This is a genomic window from Achromobacter piechaudii NBRC 102461, assembly GCF_001571245.1.
In the GTDB taxonomy this organism is placed as follows: Bacteria; Pseudomonadota; Gammaproteobacteria; order Burkholderiales; family Burkholderiaceae_B; genus Achromobacter; species Achromobacter piechaudii.
In genome coordinates this window covers 84752-110865 of the sequence record NZ_BCTK01000014.1, presented here as the reverse complement: position 1 = coordinate 110865, position 26114 = coordinate 84752, and the positions used below count along the sequence as shown (strand labels likewise).

The window sequence follows — 26114 nt, the reverse complement described above, 5'->3', positions numbered from 1 at the left end:
ATTAGTTCCCCATCAGCCGTCGTGAGAGCGCGGAACTCACTCCCGGATCACGGTAGGACAGAAATTTGGTTAATGCGGGATACCCCGCTTCAAACAGCGCCCTCGGCATGCGCGCGTCCTTCGCCGGATAAATTCGCCCGCCTGCCTCCGCCACAATCGAATCCAGGCGGGAGAAAAGACGATGCGTTGCCGGGCCTTTATTCTGAAAATCCAATGCCAACGTAACCCCAGGCTGCGGAAAACCCAACATACCCACAGATGGCTGGCTACCGAACGTTTTCAATACCGCCAGGAATGAGCCTTCTCCGGAGCGCGAGATCTCACGCAGCATGGCACCGATCGCATCACACCCCAATGATCGCGGCACGACACTCTGATACTGATAAAATCCGGTGGGGCCGTACATGCGGTTCCATTCAAGCAAATTATCCAGGGGATAAAAGAACGGTGCGTAATGCACGACTTCTCTTCCGGCATTCTTCTTCAAAATGAAGTATGCCCAATTGAACGGCCGTAGCGATAATCGATTGACAAGTGAAATCGGCGGCGTGAACGGCATTTTTCTCGCTCGGACTGCCGGATCGGGACGTACCCCCCCATCGATATGATTGCCGCGCATGAATAGCCCTTTCCCCTCTTTGGATTGGCAGTCGATCCACGCGACGGTGTATTCCCAATCATGCTCGGCACCATCCGCCAAGACAAAAAACTCGTCGAGCGTGTGGTAAGCCCGCGTCTCGGTGACTAGCCAAGGGCCAGCCACGCGCCGCAACTGTAGCTCTGCAGCCAGAATCACCCCCGTCAAGCCCAATCCACCTATCGTCGCGGCGAACCAATCCTCGTTGGTCTGAGGCGAACACTCTATGCGCTCGCCATCTGTGCGCTGGAGGACCAGGCGAACGACGTGGTGGCCAAACGTTCCCAAAACGTGATGGTTCTTGCCATGGACTTCATTCGCAATCGCACCCCCTACGGTAACGATCTGCGTACCAGGAGTGACGGGTAACATCCAACCTCGCGGCACCGCCAGTTGCTGAATATCTCGCAGCAGCACCCCCGCCTCGCAATAAACACGACCTGTAGATTCATCAAAGGATAGGAATCGGTCCAGGCCCGACATTTGCCATAAGGCGCCTTCGGGATTGAGGCAGGCGTCACCATAGCTACGACCCATGCCGAATGCGATACCCGGCGTAGATCGTCTCAATTGCTGCGCGATACGCGAGCGATCGGACAAGTCGTAGACGACGTGGGGGCGCCTTTCCAGACGCCCCCAGGACGAAACCGTTACCATGGCTGCATCACCGTACCCAGCGTCAATACCGCGACAAAGACCACGCCAGCGCACAGGCTTGCTTTGTCCTTCACCGCGAATACCAGCGGATCGTCGTGCATATTTCCTCGGTGCGCCTGCATCCACATCCAGCTAACCCAAAAGAGCATGACAGGGACGGCTCCCCATACTATCTCGGGCATCTGATAGAGGGTCAGCACTTGGGCACTGTTCAAATACAATGCCAACACCAGTACCGACGCATACCCGGCGGTAATACCCAAAGTCTGGATCAAAGGAGCATCAGACGTGTAATAACCGCGTCCATGCACCTTTTTCTTTCCGCTAAGAATCTGAACCTCCAGCTCTGCATACCGCTTCACGAAGGCAAGCGACAAGAAGAGGAAGACGGAAAAAGCAAGCAACCAGAAGGATAGAATCAACCCCGCTGCGGCAGCGCCGGCGATAATCCGAAGGGTGTATAAGATCGCCAACACAAGGCAATCCACGAGCATGAGCCGCTTCAGACCCCATGAATATGCGCAGGTCAACAGGAAATAGGCCGTCAACCAGGGGATAAACGCCCCGCCCACGAAGAAAGCAAGCAGGTAGCTCGCCACCAACAGCAACGGTGCCAGCAATACGCCGCGCCAGATCGGGACCGCGCCACTCGCAAAAGGGCGGGTGCGCTTGCGCGTATGCTGGCGGTCACTCTCCAAGTCGAACAGATCGTTAGCAATATAGACTGCCGACGCGCACAGACTGAACGAAATAAAAGCAACGATCAAGGACAACCAAGTGTCCATATCACTCAGTTGATGCCCGGCGATGAAGGGGACGAACAACAGCACGTTCTTCATCCATTGATGCATGCGTAGCACTCGGCGCCATACCCGCACGCCGTGCTTTACGGGAGGAAACACCGTTTCGACTTCGCAGCATTCCGCAGCCTTGGCGGGCAGGTCGGCCTTCGCATTGACCACAATGGCCCGACGTGCCTTACGCCAAACTGCCAGATCAACAGATGAATTTCCTGCATAATCGAATCCACCACGGCCAAACCGCGACTCTAGCGAATCTGCTTTATGCAAGCCCGAAAGATTGATCTGCCCATCGCTGGCCATCACCTCGTCGAAAATGCCCAGGTGTGCGCCGATCGTTTCGGCAATTGAACGATCCGACGCAGTGCACAGAATTAAAATCCGCCCTTCTTTTTTCTGTTGCTTTAACCAACACAAAAGTTCTTCGTTATAAGGCAGCGACTCTGGATCAAATACCAACGAGCTTGCCAAACGCTGTTTGAGAACGGCCTTGCCCTGCGCTAACCATTTAGGCACGCACAATACGCTACCAGGCCTATCGCGCAGAGTACGCAATGCCGACTCATGCAGCATATCGGTCTTGATCAGGGTGCCATCCAGATCGATTATCAGCGGCGGGGAAAAGCTCAAAAATAACTCCTACACACAGTCCATTAAAAACCATATGGATAGGCAAATAAGCCGCGCCACATTATCAGTACTTTGCTAAAAAACTTGAACTTTGGATATAAAACAGGACCGCTTCTTAGTACGCCTGGGAAGCATCAAGGATGAAACGGCTGACCGGCGTGGCGGGATGGATTCGTCTGCCCCGCCAAAAGGCCTTGCATGTTAACGCCAAAGCCTGCATTCAGGCCGAAACGCACCTAAAACGCAACTGGGAAAACCCTATTTAACCAGTAGCTACCTAACATCCAGACGCCACGTCCAAGCGGTCCAAGGTGGCGTCAACTCACGAAAAGGGGCTGCCAATGCAGCCCCTTTTCGTGATTCAGTACGCTACCGCTTTAATTCACCCCAGCCGCATGCGCCTGCTCGTCTGCATGATAAGAAGACCGCACCATCGCTCCCACCGCCGCATGCGAGAACCCCATCGCATAGGCCTCACGTTCAAACATCGCGAACGTATCGGGATGCACGTAGCGCAGCACCGGCAGGTGATGTTCCGACGGCTGCAAATACTGGCCGATGGTCAGCATATCCACGTTGTGTTCGCGCATGTCGCGCATCACTTGCAGAATTTCTTCGTCGGTCTCGCCCAGCCCCAACATCAGCCCTGACTTGGTGGGCACTTCGGGGTGCAGCTTCTTGAATTCCGCCAGCAGCTTCAGCGAGTGCATGTAGTCCGAACCCGGGCGCGCCTGCTTGTACAAACGCGGCACGGTTTCCAGGTTGTGGTTCATGACGTCCGGCGGGCCGGCGTTCAGGATGGTCAGCGCGCGATCCAGGCGGCCGCGGAAGTCGGGCACCAGGACTTCGATACGGGTGGTGGGCGACAGTTCGCGGATGTGCGTGATGCAGTCCACGAAATGGCCGGCGCCGCCGTCGCGCAGGTCGTCGCGGTCCACCGAGGTGATGACCACGTACGACAGCTTCAGCGCGGCGATGGTGCGCGCGAGGTTCTCGGGTTCTTTGGTGTCCAGCGGGTCGGGGCGGCCATGGCCCACATCACAGAACGGGCAGCGGCGCGTGCACTTGTCGCCCATGATCATGAACGTGGCAGTGCCCTTGCCGAAGCATTCGCCGATGTTCGGGCAGGACGCCTCTTCACAGACGGTGTGCAGATTGTGTTCGCGCAGGATGCGTTTGATGTCGTAGAAGCGCGAACCGGGCGCGGCGGCCTTCACGCGGATCCACTCGGGCTTTTTCAGGCGTTCGGCGGGAACGATCTTGATGGGAATGCGCGCCGTCTTGGCCTGCGACTTCTGCTTTTGCGTCGGATCGTAAACCGCTTGCTCAGGCGCGGACGCAGCGGCGGATTCGTTCGAGGGGACGGGAGACTCGGCAAGCGTAGACATTGGGCACCTTCAAAACCGGCGCGAGTGGCGGCCCGGCCTGAGACAAAAAAAGGCATTTTACCCTTCGCCGCCCGAGTGCGCCCGACAGCGCGCGCCGCCCCCGAATCGTGCGAGGCGCCTGCCGGGTTATCGTCTTGCCTGCAAATCCGTCGAATTTCTCTCGCCTTGCCGCCCATGTCGCACTCTTCTTCGCCTCGCCTCGTCGCCCTGATCGCCCCCCGTCTGGACACCGGACCCGCCAGCCGGGCCATCCAGGCCTGCGCCGAGCGCCTGGCTCCCGAGGGCTACTTCCTGGCCGCGGGTCCCTGGCACGATCCCGCGACGCTGCCGCAGTTGGCGGCGTTGCATCCCGCCGCCGCGCTGGTGATCGGCCCCTTGGACGACCCCATTCTGCGCGCCGGCGTGGCCGCGCTGGAAATACCCGTGGTGGAAACGTGGAACGCCTCGGCGCACCCGCTGGACACTGCCGTCGTCATCGACAACGAAGAAGCCGGCCGCATGGCGGCGCGCCATCTTGCGGAAAAGCGCCACGCGCTGGTGGCCTGCATCAGCGCCGACAACCCTTGGGAACGCGCGCGACGCCAGGGCTTCATCAGCGCGGCGGCTGCGCTTGGGCTGGATCGCGTGGCGGACATCGTTCAGCCCGAGGTGCTGCAGATGAACGATGGGCGCATGGCATTTCTGCGGCTCCTGGCCACGAACACGATCTTTGACGCGGTGTTCTGCACGTCGGACCTGCTGGCCGCCGCTGCGGTATCCGAAGCGCACAACCGCGATCTGCACGTGCCGCAGGACCTGGCGGTACTGGGATTCTCGGATGACGGCAGCGCGGCGCAATGGGCGCAAGGGCTGACGACGCTGGGCGTGGACGCCGCCGATCTGGGCCGTCGCGCGGGGCAGGTGCTGCTGGATCGGCTCCAGGGTGAACTGGCGGCTGGCCAGCATCAGACCCTGGATATCACCTTCGACTCGCGCCTGAGCACCTGATGCGGCAGGCGGCGGGCGGCAATGCCCGCCTGCCCTCACACCTCGTAGAGCGCGGGCAAGCCGCTATCTTGCAGCATGGCGTTGGCTTCCAGCAGGAACGCTGGCGTGGCGGTCTCGGGCACGCGGACCAGCCATTGCACCGCCTCTTCCTTCCTGCCACGCAAGAGCAGCAGGCGGCCCAGATGGAACATGCCTCGGAAGTCACCGCCGTCGGCGCACCGTTGATAGCAGTCGAACGCGCGCTCAAGATCTTGCTCGACCACGTCGCCCGCCTCGTAAAACCGCCCTACGACACCGATGGACTTCACATGGCCAGTCTGCGCGGCCTGCTGATACAAGGCCAGCGCCGCCGCCTTGTTTTGGGTAACGCCGCCGCGACCGGCGCGCAGCATGTGCGCGTAGTTGTACATGCCCCAGTCCAGGCCGCGATCAGCCGCCAACCGAAACCAATACGCGGCGACGGTATCGTCCGCCGCCACGCCCCAGCCGTTTTCATAGCAACGGCCCACCATGTTGATGGCCATCGGATGGTCGGCGTTGGCCGCCCGCTTGAACCAGGCCAGGGCGACCTCGGGCTGACGCGCGACGCCCACCCCATCCAGCAGCATCTGGCCATAAATGGTCTGCGCTTCCACCAGCCCAAGCTCGGCCGCAGCGCTGATCCACGCGGCGTAGGGCTCGGGTGGCCCCTCGCGCAACCGGGCCAGTTGCTCCGGCGTCGTCGCGGCCACGTCGGCGGCGGTGTAGGTCTTCAAACGGTGCTCCTTGCGCGGTGCCAGGCATCCGCCAGATTATGGGCCAGCGCCTCGCCCACCTCGGTAGGCGCGCGGCGCACGCCACAGGCCGCCATGTCGACCGTGCGCAGCCCTTCGTAGCCGCAGGGATTGATGCCCAGGAATGGAGACAGATCCATGTCCACGTTCAGCGACACGCCGTGATAGGCGCGTCCGTTGCGGATCTTGATGCCCAGCGCCGCGATCTTGGCGAGTTCACCGCTGTCAGGGCCCAGATCGGGATCAGGCACGTAGACACCCGGCGCGCCGGGCTTGCGACAGGCACCCGCCACGCCGTGCTGGATCAGGGTGTCGATGACAGCTCCCTCCAGCAGCGTGACGTATTCCTTCACGTACATATCCACGCGGCGCAGATCGAACAACGCGTACGCCATGACCTGGCCAGGTCCGTGATAGGTCACCTGACCGCCGCGATCGCAATGAACGATGGGAATGTTGCCGGGGTTCAGCAGATGCTGGGGCAGGCCCGCCTGCCCCAATGTGTAGACCGGTTCATGCTCGCACAGCCAGATCTCGTCCGGCGTATCGGCGCCGCGCTGCGACGTGTACGCCTGCATGTCCTGCCAGATCGGCAGGTATTGCGCCGGCCGCGCGAGCCACTTGATCACGGCAATTCCGATTTACAGGACCATGGACACCATCGGATGGCCGTGCAGGGCCTTGTACAGGTTGTCCAGCTGTTCGCGCGAGGTGGCGCGAACGATGAACGTCAGGCCCATGTAGTTGCCGCCCTTGCTGGGACGCATCTCGACCGTGGCGGCGTCAAAGCCGGGATCGAACTGCAACACCACGTCGGTCAGCGTTTGCGCAAATTCGGGATGCTGCTTGCCCATGACCTTGATGGGAAAGTCGCTGGGATATTCGATGAGCGATTCTTCGGGCGGAATATGCATGAGAGTTACCTAGAGAGGTTGTTGCCCCTGAATGTTCTTATATGGGGGCAAACTGCACACAGGCAAGGCCGGCCAAAAGAGCACGGGCGGCTGAGGCAGCCGCCCGGAACAACGGTTTACAGCGCGGCGATGCGGGCATCATAACCCGCTCGCAATTGCTCAAAAACAGGGCCGGGCTTGCCCGAACCCACCGGTTTGCCGTCCAGGGAAACAATCGCCAGCACTTCCTTGGTGGCCGAGGACAGCATCAGTTCGTCGGCGGATTCCACCTCTTCCTGCGAGATGCGACGAGCCTCGAACGGGATGCCCGCGGCGTCGGCGAGCTCGCCCATCAGACCGTAGCGGATGCCTTCCAGGATCAGGTTGTTCTTGGGCGGCGCCAGCAGCTTGCCGCCCGAGACCACCCAGATATTGGTCGAAGACCCTTCGGTCAGATAGCCATCACGAAACTGCACCACTTCGTCGGCGTTCGCGTCCACGGCCTGCTGCTTGGCCAGCACGTTGCCCAACAGGGACACCGATTTGATTTCGCAGTGCAGCCAGCGTTCGTCGGGAATGCTGATCGCGGTCAGGCCCTGGGTGCGCTGCGCGGCGGGCGGCGGCGACCAGGGCGAGATCATGCCGAACACGGTAGGCGTGATGGCGGTTGCCGGGAACTGGTGATCGCGCTTGGCCACGCCGCGCGTGACTTGCAGGTACACGATGCAGGTATCGAGGTTGGTGCGCGCGAGCAGTTGTTCGATCAGGTCGACCCAGCCTGCCCGTTCCATCGGCGGCGTGATACGCAGCGCGGCAAGGCTTCGATCCAGACGGTTCAGGTGTTCGGCCATGCGGAACGCCTTGCCGTGATACACGGGAACGACTTCGTAGATGCCGTCGCCAAAAATAAAACCGCGGTCCAGGACGGAGACTTTCGCCTCGTCGACACGCAGGAACTCACCGTTGAGATACACCTGGCTTTCGCCCGGCACGCCCGGAATCATGGGGTACTCCTGAAGGATCAAAAGTCGCGGACGAACCGTAGCGGTTCGCCGTGGAATGAAAAACGGGCGTTTCGCGCACGAAACGCCCGTTGCAAGCTTACACCTGGCGGACGCGCGCGGGGCGCGCCGCGCTTACTGGAACCAGCGCTTGACGGTATCGACCATGCGGCCGAAGAAGCCCGCGCGTTCGACGGCGTCCTGCACCACCAGCGGCTCGGTGCGCAGCACCTTGCCATCCAGCGTGAATTGCAGCGTGCCCACCTGCTGGCCCTTGGCCAACGGAGCGATCAGGGGATCGGTGCGTTGAGCAACCGGCTTCAGATCGCCGGCCTTGCCACGCGGCACTGCAATCGACACCGGCTTGGGCGGACCCAGCTTGACGTTTTCAGCCGTGCCTTCCCAGACGCGCGCATCGATGCCCGGCTGGCTCTTGTCGAACAGTTTCACGGTGTCGAAGTTCTGGAAGCTCCAGTTCAGAAGCTTCAGGCTTTCTTCGGCGCGCGTGGCTTCGCTGTCGGTGCCCACCACCACCACCAGGATGCGGCGGTCGCCGCGCATGGCGGTCGAGACCAGGCAGTAGCCGGCCGAATCGGTGTGCCCGGTTTTCATGCCGTCGACCGACGGATCCGCCCACAACAGACGATTGCGGTTCGGCTGCGTGATCTTGTTGTAGGTGTAGCTCTTTTGCTTGTAGTAGTGGAAGAAGTCCGGGTGATCGGTGATCAGGTGCGAGGACAGCGTGGCCAGATCGCGCGTGGAGGTCACGTGCTGCGGATCCGGCAGGCCCGTGGCGTTCATGAAGTGGGTGTTCTTCATGCCCAGCCGCTCGGCTTCCTGATTCATCAACGCGGCAAACGCGGACTCGCTGCCGCCCACGGCTTCGGCCAGTGCGACCGAGGCGTCGTTGCCCGACTGCACGATCATGCCCTGGTTCAGTTCGTCGACAGTAACCGGCTTGCGCGGCTCGATGAACATGCGCGAACCGCCCGTGCGCCATGCGTGTTCCGAGACGGGCACGGTCTGTTCGAGCGTCAGGCGCTTTTCTTCCAGCGCGTTGAACACGACGTAGGCCGTCATGATCTTGGTCAGCGACGCCGGTTCAACCTTCATGTCGGGGTTGGAAGCGGCCAAGGTCTGGCCGCTGTTCACGTCGATCACGATCCAGGCCTTGGCCGCGATGGTGGGCGCCGGCACGGCCGACACATCCCCCACCGGCACCGCGCCCGAGGCCGTCGGCGCCGGAGCGGTCGCGCCCGCGGCGGCCGGAGCAGCGGCGGGCGCCTGTTGCGTCCAGGCCGGCATCGATACGGCAAGCATTGCTGACAGCACCGCGCCTGTCAGAAGGCGGCGGGTAAAGGCAGTCGGGGATTGAGCGGAGTAAGGCAAATTCTTCATCGGCAACGTGGGTCCAGGAAAGACGCCCGCCGGCGCGGGGCTAGTGGCTGACAATTATAGGCAGGCGATTGGACAGGGCCGGTTCACGCGGGGTTCCTTGTGCACTTAAAACATGCAACCTGATGCAACCTGCGGCCTGCATCGAGCAGGATCAGTCCAGCGCAACCTTCAAACGCGCCTGCACCAATTGGCGCAGCACCAGCAGCTTGCCGTGAAAGAAGTGCGACGCGCCCGGCACCACCACCACGGGAATCGAACGCGGACGCGCCCAATCCATCGCTTCGGACAGCGGCACGACTTCGTCTTCTTCGCCATGGACCATCAGCGTGTCGTCAGGAACCTGGACTTCATGAGACTGGAATCGGTTCACGGCGGGCCCCATCAACATCAACGCGGACGGCAGCACCGCATCGCCCGCGTCCGCCAGCGCGGCGTAGGTCTGCGCGGCCACGGCGGTGCCGAACGAGAAGCCCGCCAGTACCCAGGGCGCCTCGGCAAGCTCGGGATGCAGCTCGCGCATTTGCGCCACGACTGCCAGCATGTCCTGCGTTTCGCCCACCGACTTGTCGAACACGCCTTCCGACTGCCCGACCCCGCGAAAGTTCGGACGCACCGCCACCAGCCCGTGCTGCACGCAAGCGCGCGACAAGGTCGTGACGACCTTGTTTTCGCGCGCACCGCCTTGCAGAGGATGCGGGTGCAGAACCAGGGCCCAGCCTCGCGGCGTGCCGGCAGGCCAATCGATGGCGCAATCGATGCGGCCGGCGGCCCCGGTGAAGGCGTGGGTATCAGTACGAGCGGAGGACATGGCAGGACTCAACGTGCAAAGAGGGAAATCGGTTCAGTTGGCGGACCGCGAGGTGGCGGAAGACTTGGCGGGACTATCGAATGCCGGTTCGTATGACGGGCCGGGTATGGAGCCAAATCCGCGTCGAGGCGTGGCTTCGGGAGCAGCTTGCACCACCCCGGCCAGCCATTGCGCCAGCTGATCGGCAGCCTCGTCCGTGGCTTGGCGCAGTGCTGCAACGCCACCTGCGGCGTCTTGCGTGGGCGCGGGTGTCTGCACCTGAATGCGCTTCTGAGCCACAACGGCGCGGCCGTTTAGCAGCACCGCCTGCAACAGCAGGCGGCCTTCGCTGGACTGGCCGTTTTCGGCATACACCTGTTCGAACTGCATCAACGACAGTTGCAACTGCGGCATTTGAAGATTGATGCGGTCAGCCAGTACCGGCCCTTGGCGCGACAGACGGTCGGTGAGGCGCTGGCGCACGAGTTCAGACGGTGACGAGGCCCAGCGGAACGTCGCATACGCCCTGGGCGCGGCGCTGTCGCCCACGCGCCAGATCATGCTGGTGTCCGACAGGGCGGGCGGCGCTTGCAGGCTCATCGCGATGGGCACGCGCGCCGGCAGCGCCGGCACGGGCTTGGCATCCAGCCCCAGGTCGAACACCGATGGCGGCGTCGCCACGCGGCCGATGCCGCAGCCCGCCAGGGCGCTGGTGATTGTCAGGGTCAAGATCAGTACGGCGCGACGCATCTTCATTTGGGCTGTCTCCCGAAACCGGCAAATCCGGCTTCGCCGGGTCCGGGCGCAACGGGCGCCGGGCCGAACAAGAACGATTGCGGCGTGCTGTCCACACGGCGCAGGGTGATGGTGGCGCCGCGCGCCGCCGCGCTGACGTTGGCGGCCATGTTGGTGACAGCGGGCAGGGTCTCGCCATCCAGGCGGGCGGCGGCCAGCGCGATGTCATTCAGGCTGCGCGTAGCCACCGACAAGGGGCCATCAGGCGCGTTCAGGCGCGCCAGCGCCTGCCGCGACTGCTGCGCAAGATCCGCGATCTCGCGCGCGGCGCGGTCCGCCTGGCGCGACGTGCTGCCCAGCGAATCCACCAACGGCCCAATCTTGGCCAGCGTGGGGCCAAGATCGCGGCTGGCGTCGCGCAGGGACTGCGTGATGTCCGTCGCATTCTGCAAGCTGGCGGTCAGCGCCTGCACGTTCTGTTCGCTCAACACGCGGCGCAGTTGTTCCGTGGCTTCTTCCACATTCGAGAGCAGCTTGCCCCCCCGCTGTTCGATGCGATCGAGAAAGCCCGGACGCAGCGGAATGGCGGCCGGGTGCTCGGCCGATGACGCCAGCCGCTTGATCGACGAGCCGTCGTCGCGCAGTTCCACGTTGGCGATGCCCGTCACGCCCTGCACACCCAGTTCGGCCCAGGTGGATTCGGTGATGGGCGTGTTGGGCGCAACGCCGATACGGATACGCACCTGACCGGGCTTGTCCGGGTTCAGCGCCAAGGACTGCACTTTGCCCACCGGCACGCCCTGATAGCGCACGGCCGATTGCGGATTCAGTCCGCTGACCGCCGTGGCCGAAATGATTTCGTACGGTTGCAGCTTGGTGCGGTCTCGTCCGATCCAGACAGCCACCAGCGCGGCGGCCGCCAACAAGACCAGCGTGAAGATGCCGGCCATGAGCGCATGACTACGGTTTTCCATGATGCAACCCCTTCGGCGCCAGGTCCCCAAGCGCGCGCAAACCGCGTTCGCCCAGGAAGAATGTATGAATGAACGGGTGATCGACCTTCAAGACTTCCGGCACCGTGTCACATACGATCACCCGCTTGTCCGCCAGCACGGCGACACGCGTGGCCAACGCCAGCAGCGTGTCCAGATCGTGCGTCACCATGACGACGGTAAACCCCAATTGCCGGTGCAGACTGCGCACCAGGTCCACGAACTCGTCCGAGCGCAACGGATCCAGGCCGGCCGTGGGTTCGTCCAGGAACAGCAGTTCGGGATCCAGGGACAAGGCGCGCGCCAACGCGACGCGCTTGACCATGCCGCCCGACAGGTCGGAGGGCCGCTTGTCGGCATCCTTGGCGGTCAGCCCGACCATGGCCAGCCGGCACATCACGACGTCGCGCACCAGGTCTTCGGGCACCGTGCGCAGCTCACGCAGCGGCAAGGCCACGTTGTCGAAGACGGACAGCGCCGAGAACAGCGCCCCCGCCTGGAACAGCATGCCCCACCGGTAGGACAGGCGCCGGCGCTCGCCGGGTGACAGGTCGAACAGCGAATGGCCCAGCACCTTGATCGTGCCCGCAGCGGGCTGGTCCAGGCCGATGATCTGCCGCAGCAGCACCGTCTTACCCGTGCCCGAGCCACCCACCAGCACCAGGATTTCGCCGGGGAAGACGGTCAGGTCAAGGTTGTCGTGGACCACATGGTCGCCAAACGCCGTGCGCAATCCGCGCACCGTGATGACGGGTTCCACCGTGACGCTATCGTCGGTGAACAGGCGATTCTGCGTGGCGCTGTTCATCAGACGCCCACCGAACTGAAGATGATGGCGTACAACGCATCCAGCAGGATCACGCCAGTGATCGACGTGACCACCGATGTCGTTGTCCCCCGGCCCAGGCTTTCGGTGTTGGGCTGGATGCGCAAGCCGAAGTGGCAGGCGATCAGCGCAATCAAGATACCGAAGGTCACGCCCTTGAAGATGCCGATCCAGTAATTGGTCAGCGAGATGGCGTCGGGCAAGGACGTCAGGAACCACTGCGCGGACACGCCCAGCTGCATCTGCGCGGCCAGCATGCCGCCCAGGATCGCCATGGCGTCCGTCCACAAGACCAGCAACGGCATGGTCACCGCCAGCGCCACCACGCGCGGCAGAATCAGCCGCTGCCCATGCGAGATGCCCATGACGAGCATGGCGTCCAGCTCCTGCGTGACGCGCATCACGCCGATCTGCGCGGTGATCGCGGACCCGGATCGGCCCGCCACCAGGATGGCGGCCAGCACCGGGCCCAGCTCGCGCACGATCGACACGCCCAGCAGCCGCACGATGAAGCGGTCGGCGCCTATCATTTGCAGTTGCTGCGCGGACAAGTAAGACAGCACCACGCCGATCAGAAACCCCACCAGCGCCGTAATGCCCAGCGCCTGCGCGCCGGTCCGATACACCTGCGCCGAGATCTCGCGCCACGGCCCCAGGCGCGGACGGCGCAGCATGCCGCCCAGGTCCAGCATCAATTGGCCCAGCATGATGAGCAGAGCGCGGCCATTCTCGGCTGCCTGCAATATTGCGCCGCCCAGGCCGCGCATCCAGCCGAAGGTTTCCGGCTTGGGAGGGGCCGTCTGGACCTCGCCCTTGTTCATGGCCAGCGCGTTGAACACATCCTGCTGGCCGGCCGACCAGCGCACGCGCTCGGGCAGCTTTTCGCCCCAGGCCTGCCAGATCAGCAATGCGCCGATGGTGTCCAATCGGCTGATGCCGTGCAGGTCCCACCGCATGCCCTGCTCGGCGGCCTGCGCCATGGCGGCGCGCCGGCGTTCGACTTCGCCAGCCTGGGCCAACGCCAGGACGCTCCAGTCGCCCGCCACATGGCAGACTTTCCCGTCCAGACGGAAAGGCGCGGCGGCGGGCGCGGATGAAGCAGAATGCGGCATGTAGGCGGGGCACCGATGCAAAATGTATCGCCAATGATAAACGCTTGCGCCCTGAAAGGCCGCGCGTGCCGGCCGCGTGCCCTACAATCGCCGCCATGTCCGAACACGTCCGACCTCTCGACCTGCCCGCGCCGGAAATCCTGGCCCGGGAGCTAGGCTTGCGCCTGCCCGTATTCCAAGACATCGCCTGGGCCGGTGACACCGGGTCGACCAATGCCGACCTGCTGGCGCGCGCGCGCTCGGGCGTGGGCGCCGCCAAACCCTGGCTGCTGGGCACGCATCTGCAAAATGCCGGCCGTGGCCGTGCGGGCCGCCCCTGGCAAAACCGGACAGGCTCCACGCTGATGTTCTCGTGCGCTTACGACGTGCACCTGCCCGCCGCGCAACTGCCCGCGCTGTCTCCCCTGGCGGGCGTGGTCGCCTGCGAGGCCTTGCGCGCCGTCGCGGGGCCGCGTGCGCGCGGCTTGTGCATGAAATGGCCGAACGACGTGCAGTGGCATGACGCCAAGTTGGCCGGCGTACTGGTCGAAACGACGCGCAACCCTGGCGGCCGCGAGGCGGGTTACACGGTTGTCATCGGCATGGGGATCAATTTGAGAGATGCTGACGTGCTGTCCCGCGCGCTGGGCCGCGACGTGGCCGACTGGACCCAGGTGCAGGCTGAATCCGACCGCCAGCCAGACGCGGCCGACCTGGTCTGCGCCAGCGCCACCGCCTGGCATGACGCCATCCAGACGCTGGAACGCGAAGGTTTCGCCGCCTTCAAGCATCGTTTCGATCAGGTCGACGCCCTGGCGGGCCGGCCGGTGAACGTGCTGGAGAAAGGCGATATCCTACTTAGCGGCACTGCCTGTGGCGTGGACGAACATGGCCGCCTGCTGGTGCAAACGCCCGAGGGCGCCTCACCGATCTCGATCGGTGAAATTTCGATTCGACGCCAAGCATGATTATTCTTATCGACTCCGGCAACAGCCGTCTGAAGGTGGGTTGGCTGGACGCCAGCAACCCTGACATGCCGCGCGAACCGGCGGCAGTCGCCTTCGACGGCCTGGACCTGGATGCACTGGACGGCTGGCTGGCCGCGCTGCCGCGCCGTCCGCTGCGCGCGCTGGGCGTGAATGTAGCGGGCGAAGCGCGCGGCGCCGCCATCACCGCGATCCTGCAAAAGCACGGTTGCACAGTGACATGGTCGCCGTCCCAAGCCACCACGCTGGGGCTGGTGAACAGCTACCGCGTGCCCACGCAACTGGGCGCCGACCGCTGGGCATCGTTGCTGGGCGTGCTGTCGCGCCTGCCCGGCGCGCATCCCCCCTTCGTGCTGGCCAGCTTCGGCACCGCCACCACCATCGACACCGTAGGGCCTGACAACGTCTTCGCAGGCGGCCTGATCCTGCCCGGCCCGGCTATGATGCGCAACGCTCTGGCCCATGGCACGGCCAATCTGCCCATTGCCAACGGTCAGGTCGTGGCCTACCCCGTCGACACGCACGAAGCCATTGCCTCGGGCATCGCCGCCGCCCAGGCAGGCGCCGTCGTGCGCCAATGGTTGGCGGGCCGCCAACGCTACGGCCAAACGCCGCAGATCTACGCGGCGGGCGGCGGCTGGCCCGAAGTGCATCAGGAAATAGAACGCCTGCTGGCCGACGCCGGCGGCGCATTCGGCGCCGCGCCAGTACCGGTGTATCTGGACCACCCCGTCCTGGACGGCCTGGCGGCGGTCGCCCGCGCCACCCTGGACACCTACGCCTGAGCGAGGCCGGCCATGCGAGTGCTCTTCATCCTGATCCTGCTGGCCAATTTATGGGTACTGGCGCTGGGCCAAGGCTGGATCGGCGTGCGCCCGGAAGACGAAGGCCGGGATACGCGGCGCTTCAGCCAGGAATTGAATGCGGACGCGGTGACGCTGGTGCGGCGGACGGGGCAGTGATCGGGGCCTGATCAGTCCAGCCAGGCCGACAGCGCATCCATCGACCGCTGCGTAGCACCCGCGTGCAATTCGAACCAGCGGCGCGCGGCTTTGCTGGCCTCGCGACGCCGCGCTTCGTCGTCCAACATGGCGATCGCAGCATCCACGGCCGCCTGCGGATCGGGCTGGCGCAGCACCGCACCCGCCGCAATCGCATCCTCCGCCGCCTGCTTGAAATTGAACGTGTGGGGTCCCACGATGACCGGCACGCCGGCCGCGCAGGCTTCGATCAGATTCTGGCCGCCCAGCGGCGCGAAGCTGCCCGCCACGATGGCGACGTCGGAAGCCGCGTAATAGAAAGCCATCTCGCCCAGGCTATCGCCAAGCAGCACCGAGGTTTCAGCCGTGGGCTCGCCACCCGCGCTGCGGCGCATGAATGGCAACCCTGCATCGTTCAACAAGCGGGCAGCCTCGTCAAAGCGCTGCGGGTGTCGCGGGATCAACAGGAATAGCGGCGCGTTCGGCTGACCGCTGTGGCGCTTGATCGCGTCGATGAACGGCGCGTCCTCGCCTTCGCGGGTACTGGCGATGGCGACGACCGGCCGCCCCAGCCGAGCGCGCCATTCACGCCCTGCCTGCACCTGCGCGGCCGGCAGGACCAGATCAAATTTCAAGTTTCCCGTTACCACGGGCACCGGCGCGCCGGCCTGCACCAACCTGGCGGCATCTTCCACCGTCTGGGCCAGCACACTATTCAGACCGGCCAGCGCTTCGTGCATGACGCTGCCCATGCGCTTGGCCTGACGCAGCGAAGAGGCGGAATACCGCGCGCTGACCAGCGCCATCGGCACGCCCGCAGCGCGAGCAGCGGCCAGCAGGTTGGGCCAGATCTCACGTTCGATAAGCAGGCCGCAGCGCGGCTCGTACGCGCGCATGAAGCGGCGCGTCGCACCAGGGAAGTCGTAGGGCAGCCAGGCTTGCCGCAGTTGCCCACGCGACACGGCATCGGCAAACAATCGCTGGCCTTCCGCGCGCCCGGTCGCGGTCATGTGGGTCAGCAACACCGGCAGGCCACGGACCAGCAAGGCTTGCAGCAAAGGCTGCGCGGCCCGGGTTTCACCCAGGCTGACGGCATGTACCCAGACCGGGGAATGCCATGCGAAATCGGTAATGGGCGACGGCGACTTGGGCGCATGGCCGAAGCGTTCGGGCGAAAACACCTGCCACTGACCACCCGCCCGTTTGGCGCGCCGCGCCATCCAAAGCCACAGCAGCGGAGCGAAAAGCCGCAACGCCAGCGTGTAGACGCCGCGATTCATGTCAGTGCGCGGCCAGCGCCTGTTCGACCGAGGCCATCACCGCCTCGCGCGATGGCGAAGCGCCCCGATCACCCAGGCTGGCGGTGTAGTTGGAACCGACTAGCGGCGTGCGGACCGGCGTGGAGGCGCGATAGATACCGATGGTCGGGCGGCCCAAGGCGGCCGACAGATGCGTCAAGCCGCTGTCCAGGCCCACCATCAGGCGCGAGCCGGCAAGCAGGCGCGCTACGGAAGTCAGATCCATCCGGGGCATCACTTCCGCCCCATCCATGCCGGCCACCAGCAGGCTGGCGCGTTCGGCCTCGGATTCGTTGCCCGCCAGAAGCTTCAGCGTGCATCCGGCCTCGCGCAAACGGCGGAACACAGCTCGCCAATCTTCTTCGGGCCAGAGTTTGTCATCACGGCTGGCCGACGGCATGATCACCGCGTAACCGCGATCGTTATCCAGATGATGCAGGCGCGGCAGCTCGGCGGCGTTAAGCCCGGCGCTACCTACTTCGACGACCGGCTCGGCCGGTTGCGCCGCCTGGCGCACGAAGTTCTGCAAGCCGAAATCGGGCAGCCCGGCATGCGTGTAGCCAAAGGTCAGGCCCGCCAACTTGCGCTGCCGGATCACGGCGGGCTGCCAGAATTCGACGCGATGGCGCACGTTGTAGAACAGCGAGGCAAGGGGTTCGCGCGCCGAGCGCCAATCCAGCCCGTGACGCACGCCACGCGCCTGGCGCACCAGCCACGCGGACTTCAACAGGGCCTGCATGTCCAGGACGATGTCGTACTGGGTCGAGCGCAGCCGCTCTTTGAGCGCCCGGCGCTCCATGCGCACCTGGGCCGACCACCACGACTTGCGCCAGCGCCGATGTGCGACTTTGATGATTTCGTTAACGGCCGGGTGCCAGGACGGGATCTCCGCGAATGCTTCCTCGACGACCCAGTCGATCTGTGCGTCAGGCACATGCCGGGCAATATCGGTGATTGCCGGAAGCATGTGGACGAGGTCGCCCAGAGAGGACGTGCGTACGATGAGAATTCGTGTGGGCATGAGCAAGGATTCGAGCTGGCGCCGCCCTCAACCCGATGTTGGCAGGCGCCGTTCAACGCAGCCCGCACTGTACAACAACATTGCCGGTTAGCGCGATGCGCCTTTCACCGGCCTATGGCAGGAAATTCTGGGCAATGGTGGTTAGCGAACGCCGTATCGGTCAAAGACGTTTTTTCTTCTTTACGATCATCCACTTGGGCATGCGAAACAGTACCAAGCGGCGATAAAGCACCACATACGTGGTCGAAAACACCGCCGTGAAAAACATTAACAAGTAGGGCTGCTGCCAAAAGAGCACGGCGGGAATAACCGCCAGCGAGGAAAGCAGCCACAGGTACGGAGATGTCATGGAATTGCGCTGCGTCTGATGGCGCATTTCGCGCGAGCCTATCGCCCAGCGCACCAGGCGCTTGTAGATCAGCATATGCAGGTGCACGCCGTCCGGCGCGCCGGGAGAGCGACCGCGCAGCCATTTCTTGCGGTAGATGGAGAACAGTGTTTCGAACACGGGATAAATGCACAGCAGCAGCGGAAACCAAGCCGACACTTCAGGGTGGCGCGCCAGCATCAGCACCGACAATTCGCCGATCATGAACCCCAGGAAGTAGGCCCCGCCATCGCCCAGGAATATGTGCCCGTGCGGATAATTCCAAACCAGAAATCCGATAATGCCGCCCAAGGTGCTAAGGGCAACAATCAACAAAAACCGGTCTCCGAGATAAAACGAAACATAGGCAAATCCTGCCAATATCATTGCGGACACCACGGCCGCGAGGCCGTTATATCCGTCAATAATATTTATGGCATTTGCAGCCCCACTGATCGCCACTGATGTAAAAATCAAGGAAATAATCCCGAACTGCAGCAGCCAATCAATTCCAATAATGTCGACACGCGTCACGGCCGCGCCAAGCAGATAATAAGCCAGCGCGCCCGAAAGCATTGCCATTCCGAGCCGCACCAGGACTCGTACCTGCTTGGTCAGGTCCTCGGCGAAACCGCCCAGAAAGGCGGGCATCGAAGCGGCCAGCAACAGGACCATATTGGGCAGAACGTCCGGCTCGCGCACCGCCACCAACGCACAAGTGACGCCACTGGCGATCAGCAAGGACAGCCCCCCAATGCGCGGCACCGGCCTAGCGTGATACTTTTGCACACCTTCCAGATCGTGGTCGGCCGTCAGGCCGTCATGCCAGGAACGGTAGCGAACGATCAGCAAGGTCGAGAACAGCGAAACCAGAAACGCTACTAGAACGTACAGCATAAAAAAACGCGCCGGAAAGAGAAGTCGCGGAATTGTAGCGTCAGACGCAGACAAGACATGCAAACAATATGGACAGCTTTGCAAAAGAATGGAAACGCGGCTTGCAAAATAAAAAGGGCCTGCGTGGCGCTCTGCCGACCGGCTAAACTCGCGCTTTTACAGATTTGCGCGAACAGCGCCCGCCTCGGGTTGGATGAGGTGCATCTGGACTTGGAACTTCAGTATCAAGACGTATTTACAAAATATGCTGCCTTTAAACCCTATTGAATTGGCCAAACTGCCGCGCCAGCCCGAATGGCAATCGTTCTGCCAGGCCGTCCAGGCAGCCTCGATCTGTACCGATGAGCTTCGCTTGATGCAAGCCGCCGGGCTGACGATTGATCTGAGCGCGCAGGTCTCTTCCCATGAGGCCCGGGCCGCCGCGACAGCCCTGCTCGAAGCACGTGGCTTTGACGCGGCTCGCACCGCCCTCCTTGCCGGCGACCACGTAAACAAGACCGAAGACCGAGCCGCCTGGCACACCATGCTGCGCGCACCCGAACCCATCGAAGCTGTGGCTCGCGAGCACCAGCGAGTCCGCGAATTTGTGCAACAGGCGGATGCCCAGGGAAAATGGAAAGCGGTGATCCATATCGGAATCGGCGGCAGCGACTGGGGCGTGCGCCTCGCCACGGACGCGTGCAGCGGAAGCGGCGCGCGTCGGGCGTTGAAGTTCGTGGCAAATATTGACGGGCACGCGCTGGAAGACGCCATCCTTGGCCTGAATGCCGAAGACACCCTTCTGGTGGTGACGTCCAAGTCATTCACGACGACCGAAACCTTGGCGAACCTGCGTCGCGCGGTGGCCTGGCTGACCCAGGCGGGCGTCGAACAACCCTACGATCAAGTCGTCGCCATCACCGCCCGCCCGGATGCAGCCCGGGCGCTCGGCGTTCCGTCCTCTCAGATCTTCGAGTTCTGGGATTGGGTCGGCGGGCGCTATTCCTTGTGGTCGGCCGTTGGGCTGCCCGTGGCCATGGCGGTCGGAATCGACGTCATCGAAGGCATCCGCGAGGGCGCCGCAGCGATGGACGAACATTTCGCCCAGGCGCCCATCGCCGAAAACGCCCCGGCGCAGCTTGCCTTGGCCGGTGTAGCCAATCGCAGTGTGTTGGGATATAGCTCACTCAGTATCGCGGCCTACGACGCGCGCCTCCAATTCTTGGCTCCCTACCTCCAGCAACTGGACATGGAATCGCTGGGCAAATCGGTGGACATGGCGGGCGACCCGGTGGGCGTACCCACCGGCCCGTCCGTCTGGGGCATGCCGGGCACTGATGGCCAGCACACGTTCTTTCAGTGGCTGCACCAAGGCACGGACGGCGCTGCCGTCGACTTCATCATGTGCCGGGAAGCCGACCATCAGTGGACAGAAGAACACGCGATGCTGCTTGCCAACTGTCTGGCGCAACGCCAGACACTGCTGCGCGGGACGTCGCTGGAGGCGGATCGTGACGCCATGCTGGCCCAGGGTGTGCCCGCCGACAAGGCGGAATGGCTCGCGCGCCACCGCCGACACGAAGGCGGCAGGCCCTCGACGCTGATCGTGCTGCCCAGGCTGACGCCCCACGCGTTGGGCGCCCTGCTCGCCTTGTACGAACACAAGGTCTTCGTGCAGGCGCTGATCTGGGGGATCAATCCCTTTGATCAATGGGGCGTCGAGGCCGGCAAGAAAATGGCCAGCGGCATCTTGCGCGAACTGCATGGGCAAGAGCCAGACGCCGACCACGACCGCTCGACCGAGCATTGGATTTCGGTTCTGACCCAAGACCGCTGACTCAAGCTCGCTGCTTGCCTGGCCCGAGGCCCAAGTAGCCAAACCCGATATTTGGGACGAGAATGTGCATATAAAGCTTCTAAAAGGAGACAGCCATGCGCATTGCCGATGCCCAATGGATTCCTTCGACGCAGCACCAGACATGGGATGCGTTGACCGACCCGAGAGTCTTGCAGAAGTGCATTCCGGGCTGCGTGGAAGTTGCGATGCGCAGCCCGACCGAATATGCCGTCACCCTGCGTGCGAACATCGCAGGGATCGACACCGACTACGAGGGCGAGATCCTGCTCTCCGACGTCAATGCTCCCGACAGTTGCACGCTGGTGTTCGAAGGCAAGGGCCGCGCGGCGTGCCTGGCCATCGGCACCGCCCAGGTCAACCTCAGCACCAAGGACCAGGGCACACGAGTCGCTTACACGGTCGCCGGCATGGCGGGCGGGAAGTTGGCCGAGTGCGGCGAGGGGCTGCTGCTCAAGGCGGGCGACAAGATCATCCAGAAGTTCTTCGCCGCCTTCATCGACCACATGGCAGCACAGCCACGCCTCGCGCCGCCGCCCCCTCCTCCCGAACCCGAACCGCGCGGGGTGTCCAACTCCCGCTGGTCATGGCTGCTGGTCGTGGTCATCATCGCGGTTTTCTGGGGCTACCACTCGTTTTACAAGTGAAAACCCTAGTGGGCCGGTGATATCCTAGGCGGCATGACTCCGCCACCGCCCTCGCCCGCCGCCGATCCCGCCCGTTCAAAAAGGGATTTGTTGATGGCCATGGCGGGGGTGTCGGCGACGGTGGTGTTGGCCGCGCTGGACTCCACGATCATCAGCACCACGCTGCCTCGGGTAGCCGAGGCGCTGGACGGCATGGCGCTCTATGCCTGGGTAGGTACCGGCTACCTGCTGGCCACCGCGGCCTCCATCCTGATCTTCGGCCGGCTAGGCGACATGTTCGGCCGCAAGCCGCTGATGCTGGTCTCCGTCCTCATCATCGCGCTCGGTTCCATCGCCTGTGGCCTGGCGCAATCCATGACTCAATTGATCGTGTTCCGCACCCTGCAAGGGGTGGGCGGCGGCATGATGATCGCCACCGCGTTCGCGGCGCCCGCCGACCTGTTTCCGGATGCCAAGCAGCGCGTGCGATGGATGGCGCTGGTGTCGGCGGCCTTTGCCATGGCCAGCGGCATAGGCCCGGTGCTGGGCGGCGCGGCCACCCAGGCGCTGGGTTGGCGGGCCGCGTTTTTCATCTCGCCCATTGCCGCCGCGGGCGCTTTCTTTTTGTTGGCGCGGTATTTCCCGCGCATCCGGCCGATGCATGACGGCAGCCGCAAGATCGACTGGGTGGGCGCCATCCTGCTGGTGCTGGCGGTGGGCGCGCCCCTGGCGGCGCTAGAGCTGGCTTTCGCTCGCGGCGAGCATGCTCACCCTCTGCTGGGCGGCTTGCTGGCACTGATCGGCGTAGCGGCCATCGTCATCCTGATTCCCACCGAACGCCGCGTGCAATCCCCGATCTTTCCACTTCGGGTGCTGGCGGGGCGCGAGTCGCGGCTGCTGAACCTGGCGGCAATGATGGTCGGCGCGGTGATGTTCGTGCTGATTTTCTACAGCCCGCTGCTGTTGCAGCAGGTGCTGGGCTACACCCCCAGCGAAGCCGGTCTGCTGCTGACGCCGCTGGTCGCCGCGATTTCGGTGGGCAGCATCATCAACGGCCGCATGTTTCCCAAGCAGACCGAACCGCAACGCCTGATGGTGTTTGGCGGCCTGCTGCTGGCGAGCGGCACGCTGATGGTGCTGTTGATCTCGCCGGGCACCTCGGCCTGGTGGATCCTCGCCGCCTTCTTCGTCAACGGCTGCGCGTTGGGCTTCCTGCTTCCCAATCTGACGCTCTTCATGCAGATGTTGAGTGAGCGGCGGGATGTGGGCGTAGCGTCCGCGCTGGTGCAGACCACGCGCGCGATCGGCAGCGCGCTGGGCACGGCGCTGGTCGGCATCATGATTTCGCATGGCACCGTACTAAACGGAGTGCGAGCCGGCCTGGTCTTGTGTATTGTCCTGTCCCTGACCTGTGCGCTGCTGGCGCACCGGGTCAAGATGAAGAATCTGGTCACCAGCCGGAAATAAGGCACACCGAGACACACCATGCGTCAACGCAACTTGCTGGACCTGCTGCTGCTGGCGGCGGTCTGGGGCGGCTCCTTCCTGTTCATGCGGGTCGCCGTCAAGGATTTTGGGCCCGTCGCGCTGATCGAGCTTCGTGTCGGTCTGGCCGCGCTGTTCCTGCTACCCGCCGCGATATGGCGTGGCAAACTGCCGGTGATTGCGCGGCACTGGAAGGCGCTGCTGGTGGTGGGCACGCTGAACGCCGCCGTGCCGTTCCTGCTGTACGCCTACGCCGCGCAATCGCTGGGCGCGGGGTTTCTGTCGGTGGCCAATGCGGTGACCCCGGTGTGGGGCGCCGTCGTCGGGTGGCTGTGGCTCAAGGACCGGCTGCCGTGGATGCGGTCACTGGGCCTGTTGATCGGCTTTGTCGGCATCATCGTGCTGGTGTGGGACAAGCTCAATTTTCAGGCGGGCGGCACCGGGCCGGCCGTGCTGGCCGCCGTATCCGCGCCCGTCTTCTACGGCATCGCCGCGAACTGGACCAAGCGGTTCCTGACCGGCGTAGACGCGCTGGCCAGCGCCACGGGCAGCATGATCGCGGCGTCGCTGGTGCTGCTGCCGATGGCGGTGTCCGCCTGGCCGGAAGCACCCGCATCGGCAGCCGCCTGGATTTCCACCGTGCTGCTAGCCGTGGTCTGCACCGGCGCGGCCTACATCATCTTCTTCCGGTTGATCGCCAACGTGGGTCCGACCGCCGCCGTCAGCGTCACCTTTCTGGTGCCGATTTTCGGCGTGGTGTGGGGAGCGTGGTTGCTGGACGAAAGCATCACGCCGTCCATCGCCGTGGGCGCTGCCATCATCCTGATTGGCACCGCGTTGGCGCTGGGGCTGGTCAGGCGGCGCGGATGACGCGCGGCGTCAGTACTTATCGGACGAACCCGTCAGCGCCACGCCAATACGCAGCAGCGTGTAAGAGGCCGCATCCACCCAGCGACGCAGCCAGCCCCGGCGCTGGTAATCCAGCGGACGAATGAACCGGCCGCCTTCGCGGATGGCCGTTTCCAGGCGCTCTTGCAGGTCCCATGCAAAGGGCTGGTCGTCAACGACGACGTTCGCTTCGCGCGCCAGCAGCAAGCTGAAAGGGTCCAGGTTGGACGAGCCCACCGTGGCCACGTTATCGATGACCGCCACCTTGGCGTGCAGATAGCTGGGCATGTATTCGTAGATCTCGATGCCGTCGCGCAGCAGCTGGTCGTAAAGCGAGCGCGTCGCGTGATACTGCATGCGGTACTCGACCTTGCCTTGCAGCAGCAGCCGCACCCGCACGCCTCGCGCAGCCGCTTTCGCCAAGGCGCGGCGGAACTGACGCCCCGGAAAGAAATACGCGTTGGCGATGAGGATGTCGCGACGCGCCTGCGAAATGCCGTACAGATAAGCGCGTTCGAACGTCTGGCGAAAACGCAGGTTGTCGCGCAACACCAGCGCGGCGCGCAGCGTGCCGCACGGCTTGACGCGAGTGTGATGCGGCTTGGTCAGCCGCATGCGGCTCCAGTCGCGCGGATGACGGCGCAGCCGCGCCCAATTCAGACGCACCCATAACAGGTCTTGCGCGTAGGCCGCTTCGGTGACCATCGGCCCTTGAACCTGCACGGCGAAGTCAAAGCGCGGCCCGGAGATGCCATCGGTCGGATCCAGGTCGTCGTAATCATCAACAATATTGATGCCGCCGATGAACGCGATGCTGCCATCCACCACCGTGACCTTGCGATGCAGTCGTCGAAGACGGCTGCGCGATGGGACGAAGCGCGCGAACCAGCGCGGCTCAGGTCGGAAGATGCGGCATTGCGCGCCGGCTTCCAGCAATCGGGCGCGCACGGCGGCCACGCTCATGGCGCTGCCGAAACCGTCCAGCACCACCCTGACCTTCACCCCGCGCCGCGCGGCCGCCATCAGGCATTCCAGCACCCGCACACCCGTGCGGTCCAACATGAAGATGTAGGTTTCCAGATGCACGCTGACGCGCGCAGCGTCGATGGCCTCGCACAGTGCGGGGAAGAAGTCGGCGCCGTTCTGCAACAGGCGGATGCTGTTGCCGTCCGTCCATTCCAGCTTGACCTGCTCGGCCCTCACGGAAGTTCCAACTCGGCCAGCAAGGGGGAATGATCGGACAGCCGCGCCCATTCCCGTCCGCGCAATACGCGCGCGCTGCGCACGGCAAAGCCGCGCTGATAGATGCGATCAAGGCGGAACCAGGGAAATACCGCCGGGAAGGTACGCGGCGGCGGCTGCAACAGCCCCGCGCTGCCTTCCATGCCCAGCTGATTGGTGCGCTCCAGGACGGACAGGCCGCCATTGGGCAAGCCGCGGAGCGCGTTGCTCAGGCGCTTGACCGAGTCGCGCAGGCGGGGCAATTCACCGCCATGGCTGCGCGGTGCATGCGAAAACACTTCGTACAAGCCCAGTTGCTGCACGAACAAGGGGGCCAGGCGGTCGTTCCAATCGTTGAAATCGCCGGCGATCAAAATGGGTTCGCCATCGGGCACCATGCACCGGATGCGTTCGGTCAGCGCCAGGACCTGACGGGTACGGCTGCCGGCGAACAAGCCCAGGTGAACCACGAAGCAATGCACCGGGCGTTCATCCACTTCGATGCGCGCGTGCAGCAACCCGCGCTGCTCAAGCCGATGATCGGAGATGTCGACGTTTTCGTGGTCAAGAATGGGAAAGCGCGATAGCAGCGCATTGCCATGATCCGTGGCGTGTCGAATGGCGTTGCGGCCATAGGCCACGTCCAGCCGCAGAGCGGCGGCCAAGGATTCGTGTTGGGCGTCGAGCAAGGATTTTTGCTCGTTGCGGCCTTGGACTTCCTGCAGGAAGACCAGGTCGGGGCGCAGGCCATACAGGCCCAGGCGCAATTCATTCAGAGAGTCACGCCGGCCCAATGCCGAACGGCCCTTGTGAATGTTGTAGCTGACGACACGGATGAGCGACATAAAAGCGATGGCGCCTTTGAAAGCAGAGGAACCACTGGCCAAGCCCAGGAGCAGCCCCAGCCAGCACCGCC

At 63.8% G+C, this 26114-nt stretch carries 26 protein-coding genes; 8 read left to right on the top strand and 18 right to left on the bottom strand.

Annotated elements, in window-relative coordinates:
* Window position 1: 1 nt before the first annotated feature.
* The 3 genes from API01S_RS25225 to lipA all read right to left on the bottom strand — a co-directional run bounded on the left by API01S_RS25225 (window position 2) and on the right by lipA (window position 4112).
* Entirely contained in the window at window positions 2–1294 is a 1293-nt protein-coding gene (locus tag API01S_RS25225; protein WP_061306453.1) for an FAD-binding oxidoreductase, read from the bottom strand.
* On the bottom strand, window positions 1288–2724 hold the full coding sequence (locus tag API01S_RS25220; RefSeq protein ID WP_082305979.1) for a UbiA family prenyltransferase: 1437 nt from the start codon (window positions 2722–2724) through the stop codon (window positions 1288–1290). Before API01S_RS25220 ends, API01S_RS25225 begins: the two co-directional genes overlap by 7 nt.
* A gap of 377 nt (window positions 2725–3101) precedes the next feature.
* Window positions 3102–4112: a lipoyl synthase gene (gene lipA / locus API01S_RS25215; RefSeq protein ID WP_006216431.1), complete on the bottom strand. Its 1011-nt coding sequence runs from the start codon at window positions 4110–4112 to the stop codon at window positions 3102–3104.
* Between the two features lie 174 nt (window positions 4113–4286).
* Here lipA and API01S_RS25210 point away from each other — a divergent pair, with 174 nt between their 5' ends.
* Complete coding sequence (locus tag API01S_RS25210; protein WP_050728427.1) at window positions 4287–5099, top strand: substrate-binding domain-containing protein; 813 nt, start codon at window positions 4287–4289, stop codon at window positions 5097–5099.
* 35 nt (window positions 5100–5134) lie between these two features.
* Here API01S_RS25210 and API01S_RS25205 read toward each other — a convergent pair whose 3' ends face one another.
* The 10 genes from API01S_RS25205 to API01S_RS25160 form a co-directional block, all read right to left on the bottom strand.
* On the bottom strand, window positions 5135–5854 hold the full coding sequence (locus API01S_RS25205) for a tetratricopeptide repeat protein (RefSeq protein WP_050728426.1): 720 nt from the start codon (window positions 5852–5854) through the stop codon (window positions 5135–5137).
* Complete coding sequence (gene lipB, locus API01S_RS25200; RefSeq protein WP_050728425.1) at window positions 5851–6501, bottom strand: lipoyl(octanoyl) transferase LipB; 651 nt, start codon at window positions 6499–6501, stop codon at window positions 5851–5853. The genes API01S_RS25205 and lipB overlap by 4 nt, the downstream gene beginning before the upstream one ends.
* 12 nt (window positions 6502–6513) lie before the next feature.
* Window positions 6514–6786: a YbeD family protein gene (locus API01S_RS25195; RefSeq protein ID WP_050728424.1), complete on the bottom strand. Its 273-nt coding sequence runs from the start codon at window positions 6784–6786 to the stop codon at window positions 6514–6516.
* Window positions 6787–6902: 116 nt separating this feature from the next.
* Window positions 6903–7769, bottom strand: coding sequence for a D-amino acid aminotransferase (locus API01S_RS25190; RefSeq protein WP_061306452.1), 867 nt, complete (start codon window positions 7767–7769; stop codon window positions 6903–6905).
* A gap of 132 nt (window positions 7770–7901) precedes the next feature.
* A complete protein-coding gene (locus API01S_RS25185) occupies window positions 7902–9164 on the bottom strand; it encodes a D-alanyl-D-alanine carboxypeptidase family protein (RefSeq protein WP_085947625.1) in 1263 nt (420 codons plus the stop codon).
* Window positions 9165–9315: 151 nt separating this feature from the next.
* Window positions 9316–9972 carry an alpha/beta hydrolase gene (locus API01S_RS25180; protein WP_050728422.1) on the bottom strand — a complete coding sequence of 219 codons (657 nt, stop codon included), beginning with the start codon at window positions 9970–9972 and terminating at the stop codon, window positions 9316–9318.
* Between the two features lie 33 nt (window positions 9973–10005).
* A complete protein-coding gene (locus tag API01S_RS25175; protein ID WP_061306451.1) occupies window positions 10006–10707 on the bottom strand; it encodes an ABC-type transport auxiliary lipoprotein family protein in 702 nt (233 codons plus the stop codon).
* Window positions 10704–11660, bottom strand: a complete 957-nt coding sequence (locus API01S_RS25170; RefSeq protein ID WP_039882511.1) for an MlaD family protein — start codon at window positions 11658–11660, stop codon at window positions 10704–10706. Before API01S_RS25170 ends, API01S_RS25175 begins: the two co-directional genes overlap by 4 nt.
* Window positions 11647–12486: an ABC transporter ATP-binding protein gene (locus API01S_RS25165; RefSeq protein ID WP_006216441.1), complete on the bottom strand. Its 840-nt coding sequence runs from the start codon at window positions 12484–12486 to the stop codon at window positions 11647–11649. Before API01S_RS25165 ends, API01S_RS25170 begins: the two co-directional genes overlap by 14 nt.
* On the bottom strand, window positions 12486–13616 hold the full coding sequence (locus API01S_RS25160) for an MlaE family ABC transporter permease (RefSeq protein WP_061306450.1): 1131 nt from the start codon (window positions 13614–13616) through the stop codon (window positions 12486–12488). Before API01S_RS25160 ends, API01S_RS25165 begins: the two co-directional genes overlap by 1 nt.
* Before the next feature lie 95 nt (window positions 13617–13711).
* Here API01S_RS25160 and API01S_RS25155 point away from each other — a divergent pair, with 95 nt between their 5' ends.
* The 3 genes from API01S_RS25155 to API01S_RS29390 are packed head-to-tail and all read left to right on the top strand — an operon-like array spanning window position 13712 to window position 15543.
* Window positions 13712–14563: a biotin--[acetyl-CoA-carboxylase] ligase gene (locus API01S_RS25155; RefSeq protein ID WP_061306449.1), complete on the top strand. Its 852-nt coding sequence runs from the start codon at window positions 13712–13714 to the stop codon at window positions 14561–14563.
* Window positions 14560–15366: a type III pantothenate kinase gene (locus API01S_RS25150; protein ID WP_050728419.1), complete on the top strand. Its 807-nt coding sequence runs from the start codon at window positions 14560–14562 to the stop codon at window positions 15364–15366. The genes API01S_RS25155 and API01S_RS25150 overlap by 4 nt, the downstream gene beginning before the upstream one ends.
* A 12-nt stretch (window positions 15367–15378) precedes the next feature.
* Entirely contained in the window at window positions 15379–15543 is a 165-nt protein-coding gene (locus API01S_RS29390; protein WP_006216445.1) for a hypothetical protein, read from the top strand.
* A gap of 11 nt (window positions 15544–15554) precedes the next feature.
* Here the strand turns inward: API01S_RS29390 and API01S_RS25145 are convergent, their stop codons facing one another.
* The 3 genes from API01S_RS25145 to API01S_RS25135 all read right to left on the bottom strand — a co-directional run bounded on the left by API01S_RS25145 (window position 15555) and on the right by API01S_RS25135 (window position 19144).
* Window positions 15555–16841: a 3-deoxy-D-manno-octulosonic acid transferase gene (locus API01S_RS25145; RefSeq protein WP_061306448.1), complete on the bottom strand. Its 1287-nt coding sequence runs from the start codon at window positions 16839–16841 to the stop codon at window positions 15555–15557.
* A 1-nt stretch (window position 16842) separates the two neighbouring features.
* Window positions 16843–17880, bottom strand: a complete 1038-nt coding sequence (gene waaC / locus API01S_RS25140; RefSeq protein ID WP_061306447.1) for a lipopolysaccharide heptosyltransferase I — start codon at window positions 17878–17880, stop codon at window positions 16843–16845.
* A gap of 160 nt (window positions 17881–18040) precedes the next feature.
* A complete protein-coding gene (locus tag API01S_RS25135; RefSeq protein WP_050728416.1) occupies window positions 18041–19144 on the bottom strand; it encodes a glycosyltransferase family 4 protein in 1104 nt (367 codons plus the stop codon).
* Window positions 19145–19388: 244 nt separating this feature from the next.
* On the opposite strand from API01S_RS25135, the gene pgi reads away from it, so the two are divergent.
* From pgi to API01S_RS25115, 4 genes are all read left to right on the top strand, one after another.
* The gene (gene pgi, locus API01S_RS25130; protein WP_050728415.1) at window positions 19389–20960 is read left to right on the top strand and encodes a glucose-6-phosphate isomerase; all 1572 of its coding nucleotides are present in this window, start codon (window positions 19389–19391) and stop codon (window positions 20958–20960) included.
* Between the two features lie 95 nt (window positions 20961–21055).
* Entirely contained in the window at window positions 21056–21625 is a 570-nt protein-coding gene (locus tag API01S_RS25125; RefSeq protein ID WP_006216451.1) for an SRPBCC family protein, read from the top strand.
* 93 nt (window positions 21626–21718) lie between these two features.
* Entirely contained in the window at window positions 21719–23071 is a 1353-nt protein-coding gene (locus API01S_RS25120) for an MFS transporter (protein ID WP_050728653.1), read from the top strand.
* 18 nt (window positions 23072–23089) lie between these two features.
* A complete protein-coding gene (locus tag API01S_RS25115; protein WP_006216453.1) occupies window positions 23090–23959 on the top strand; it encodes a DMT family transporter in 870 nt (289 codons plus the stop codon).
* A 9-nt stretch (window positions 23960–23968) separates the two neighbouring features.
* Here API01S_RS25115 and clsB read toward each other — a convergent pair whose 3' ends face one another.
* Together clsB and API01S_RS25105 are read right to left on the bottom strand one after the other, a co-directional pair.
* Window positions 23969–25180: a cardiolipin synthase ClsB gene (gene clsB / locus API01S_RS25110; protein WP_061306446.1), complete on the bottom strand. Its 1212-nt coding sequence runs from the start codon at window positions 25178–25180 to the stop codon at window positions 23969–23971.
* Window positions 25177–26043 carry an endonuclease/exonuclease/phosphatase family protein gene (locus API01S_RS25105; protein WP_006216455.1) on the bottom strand — a complete coding sequence of 289 codons (867 nt, stop codon included), beginning with the start codon at window positions 26041–26043 and terminating at the stop codon, window positions 25177–25179. Before API01S_RS25105 ends, clsB begins: the two co-directional genes overlap by 4 nt.
* Window positions 26044–26114 lie beyond the last annotated feature (71 nt).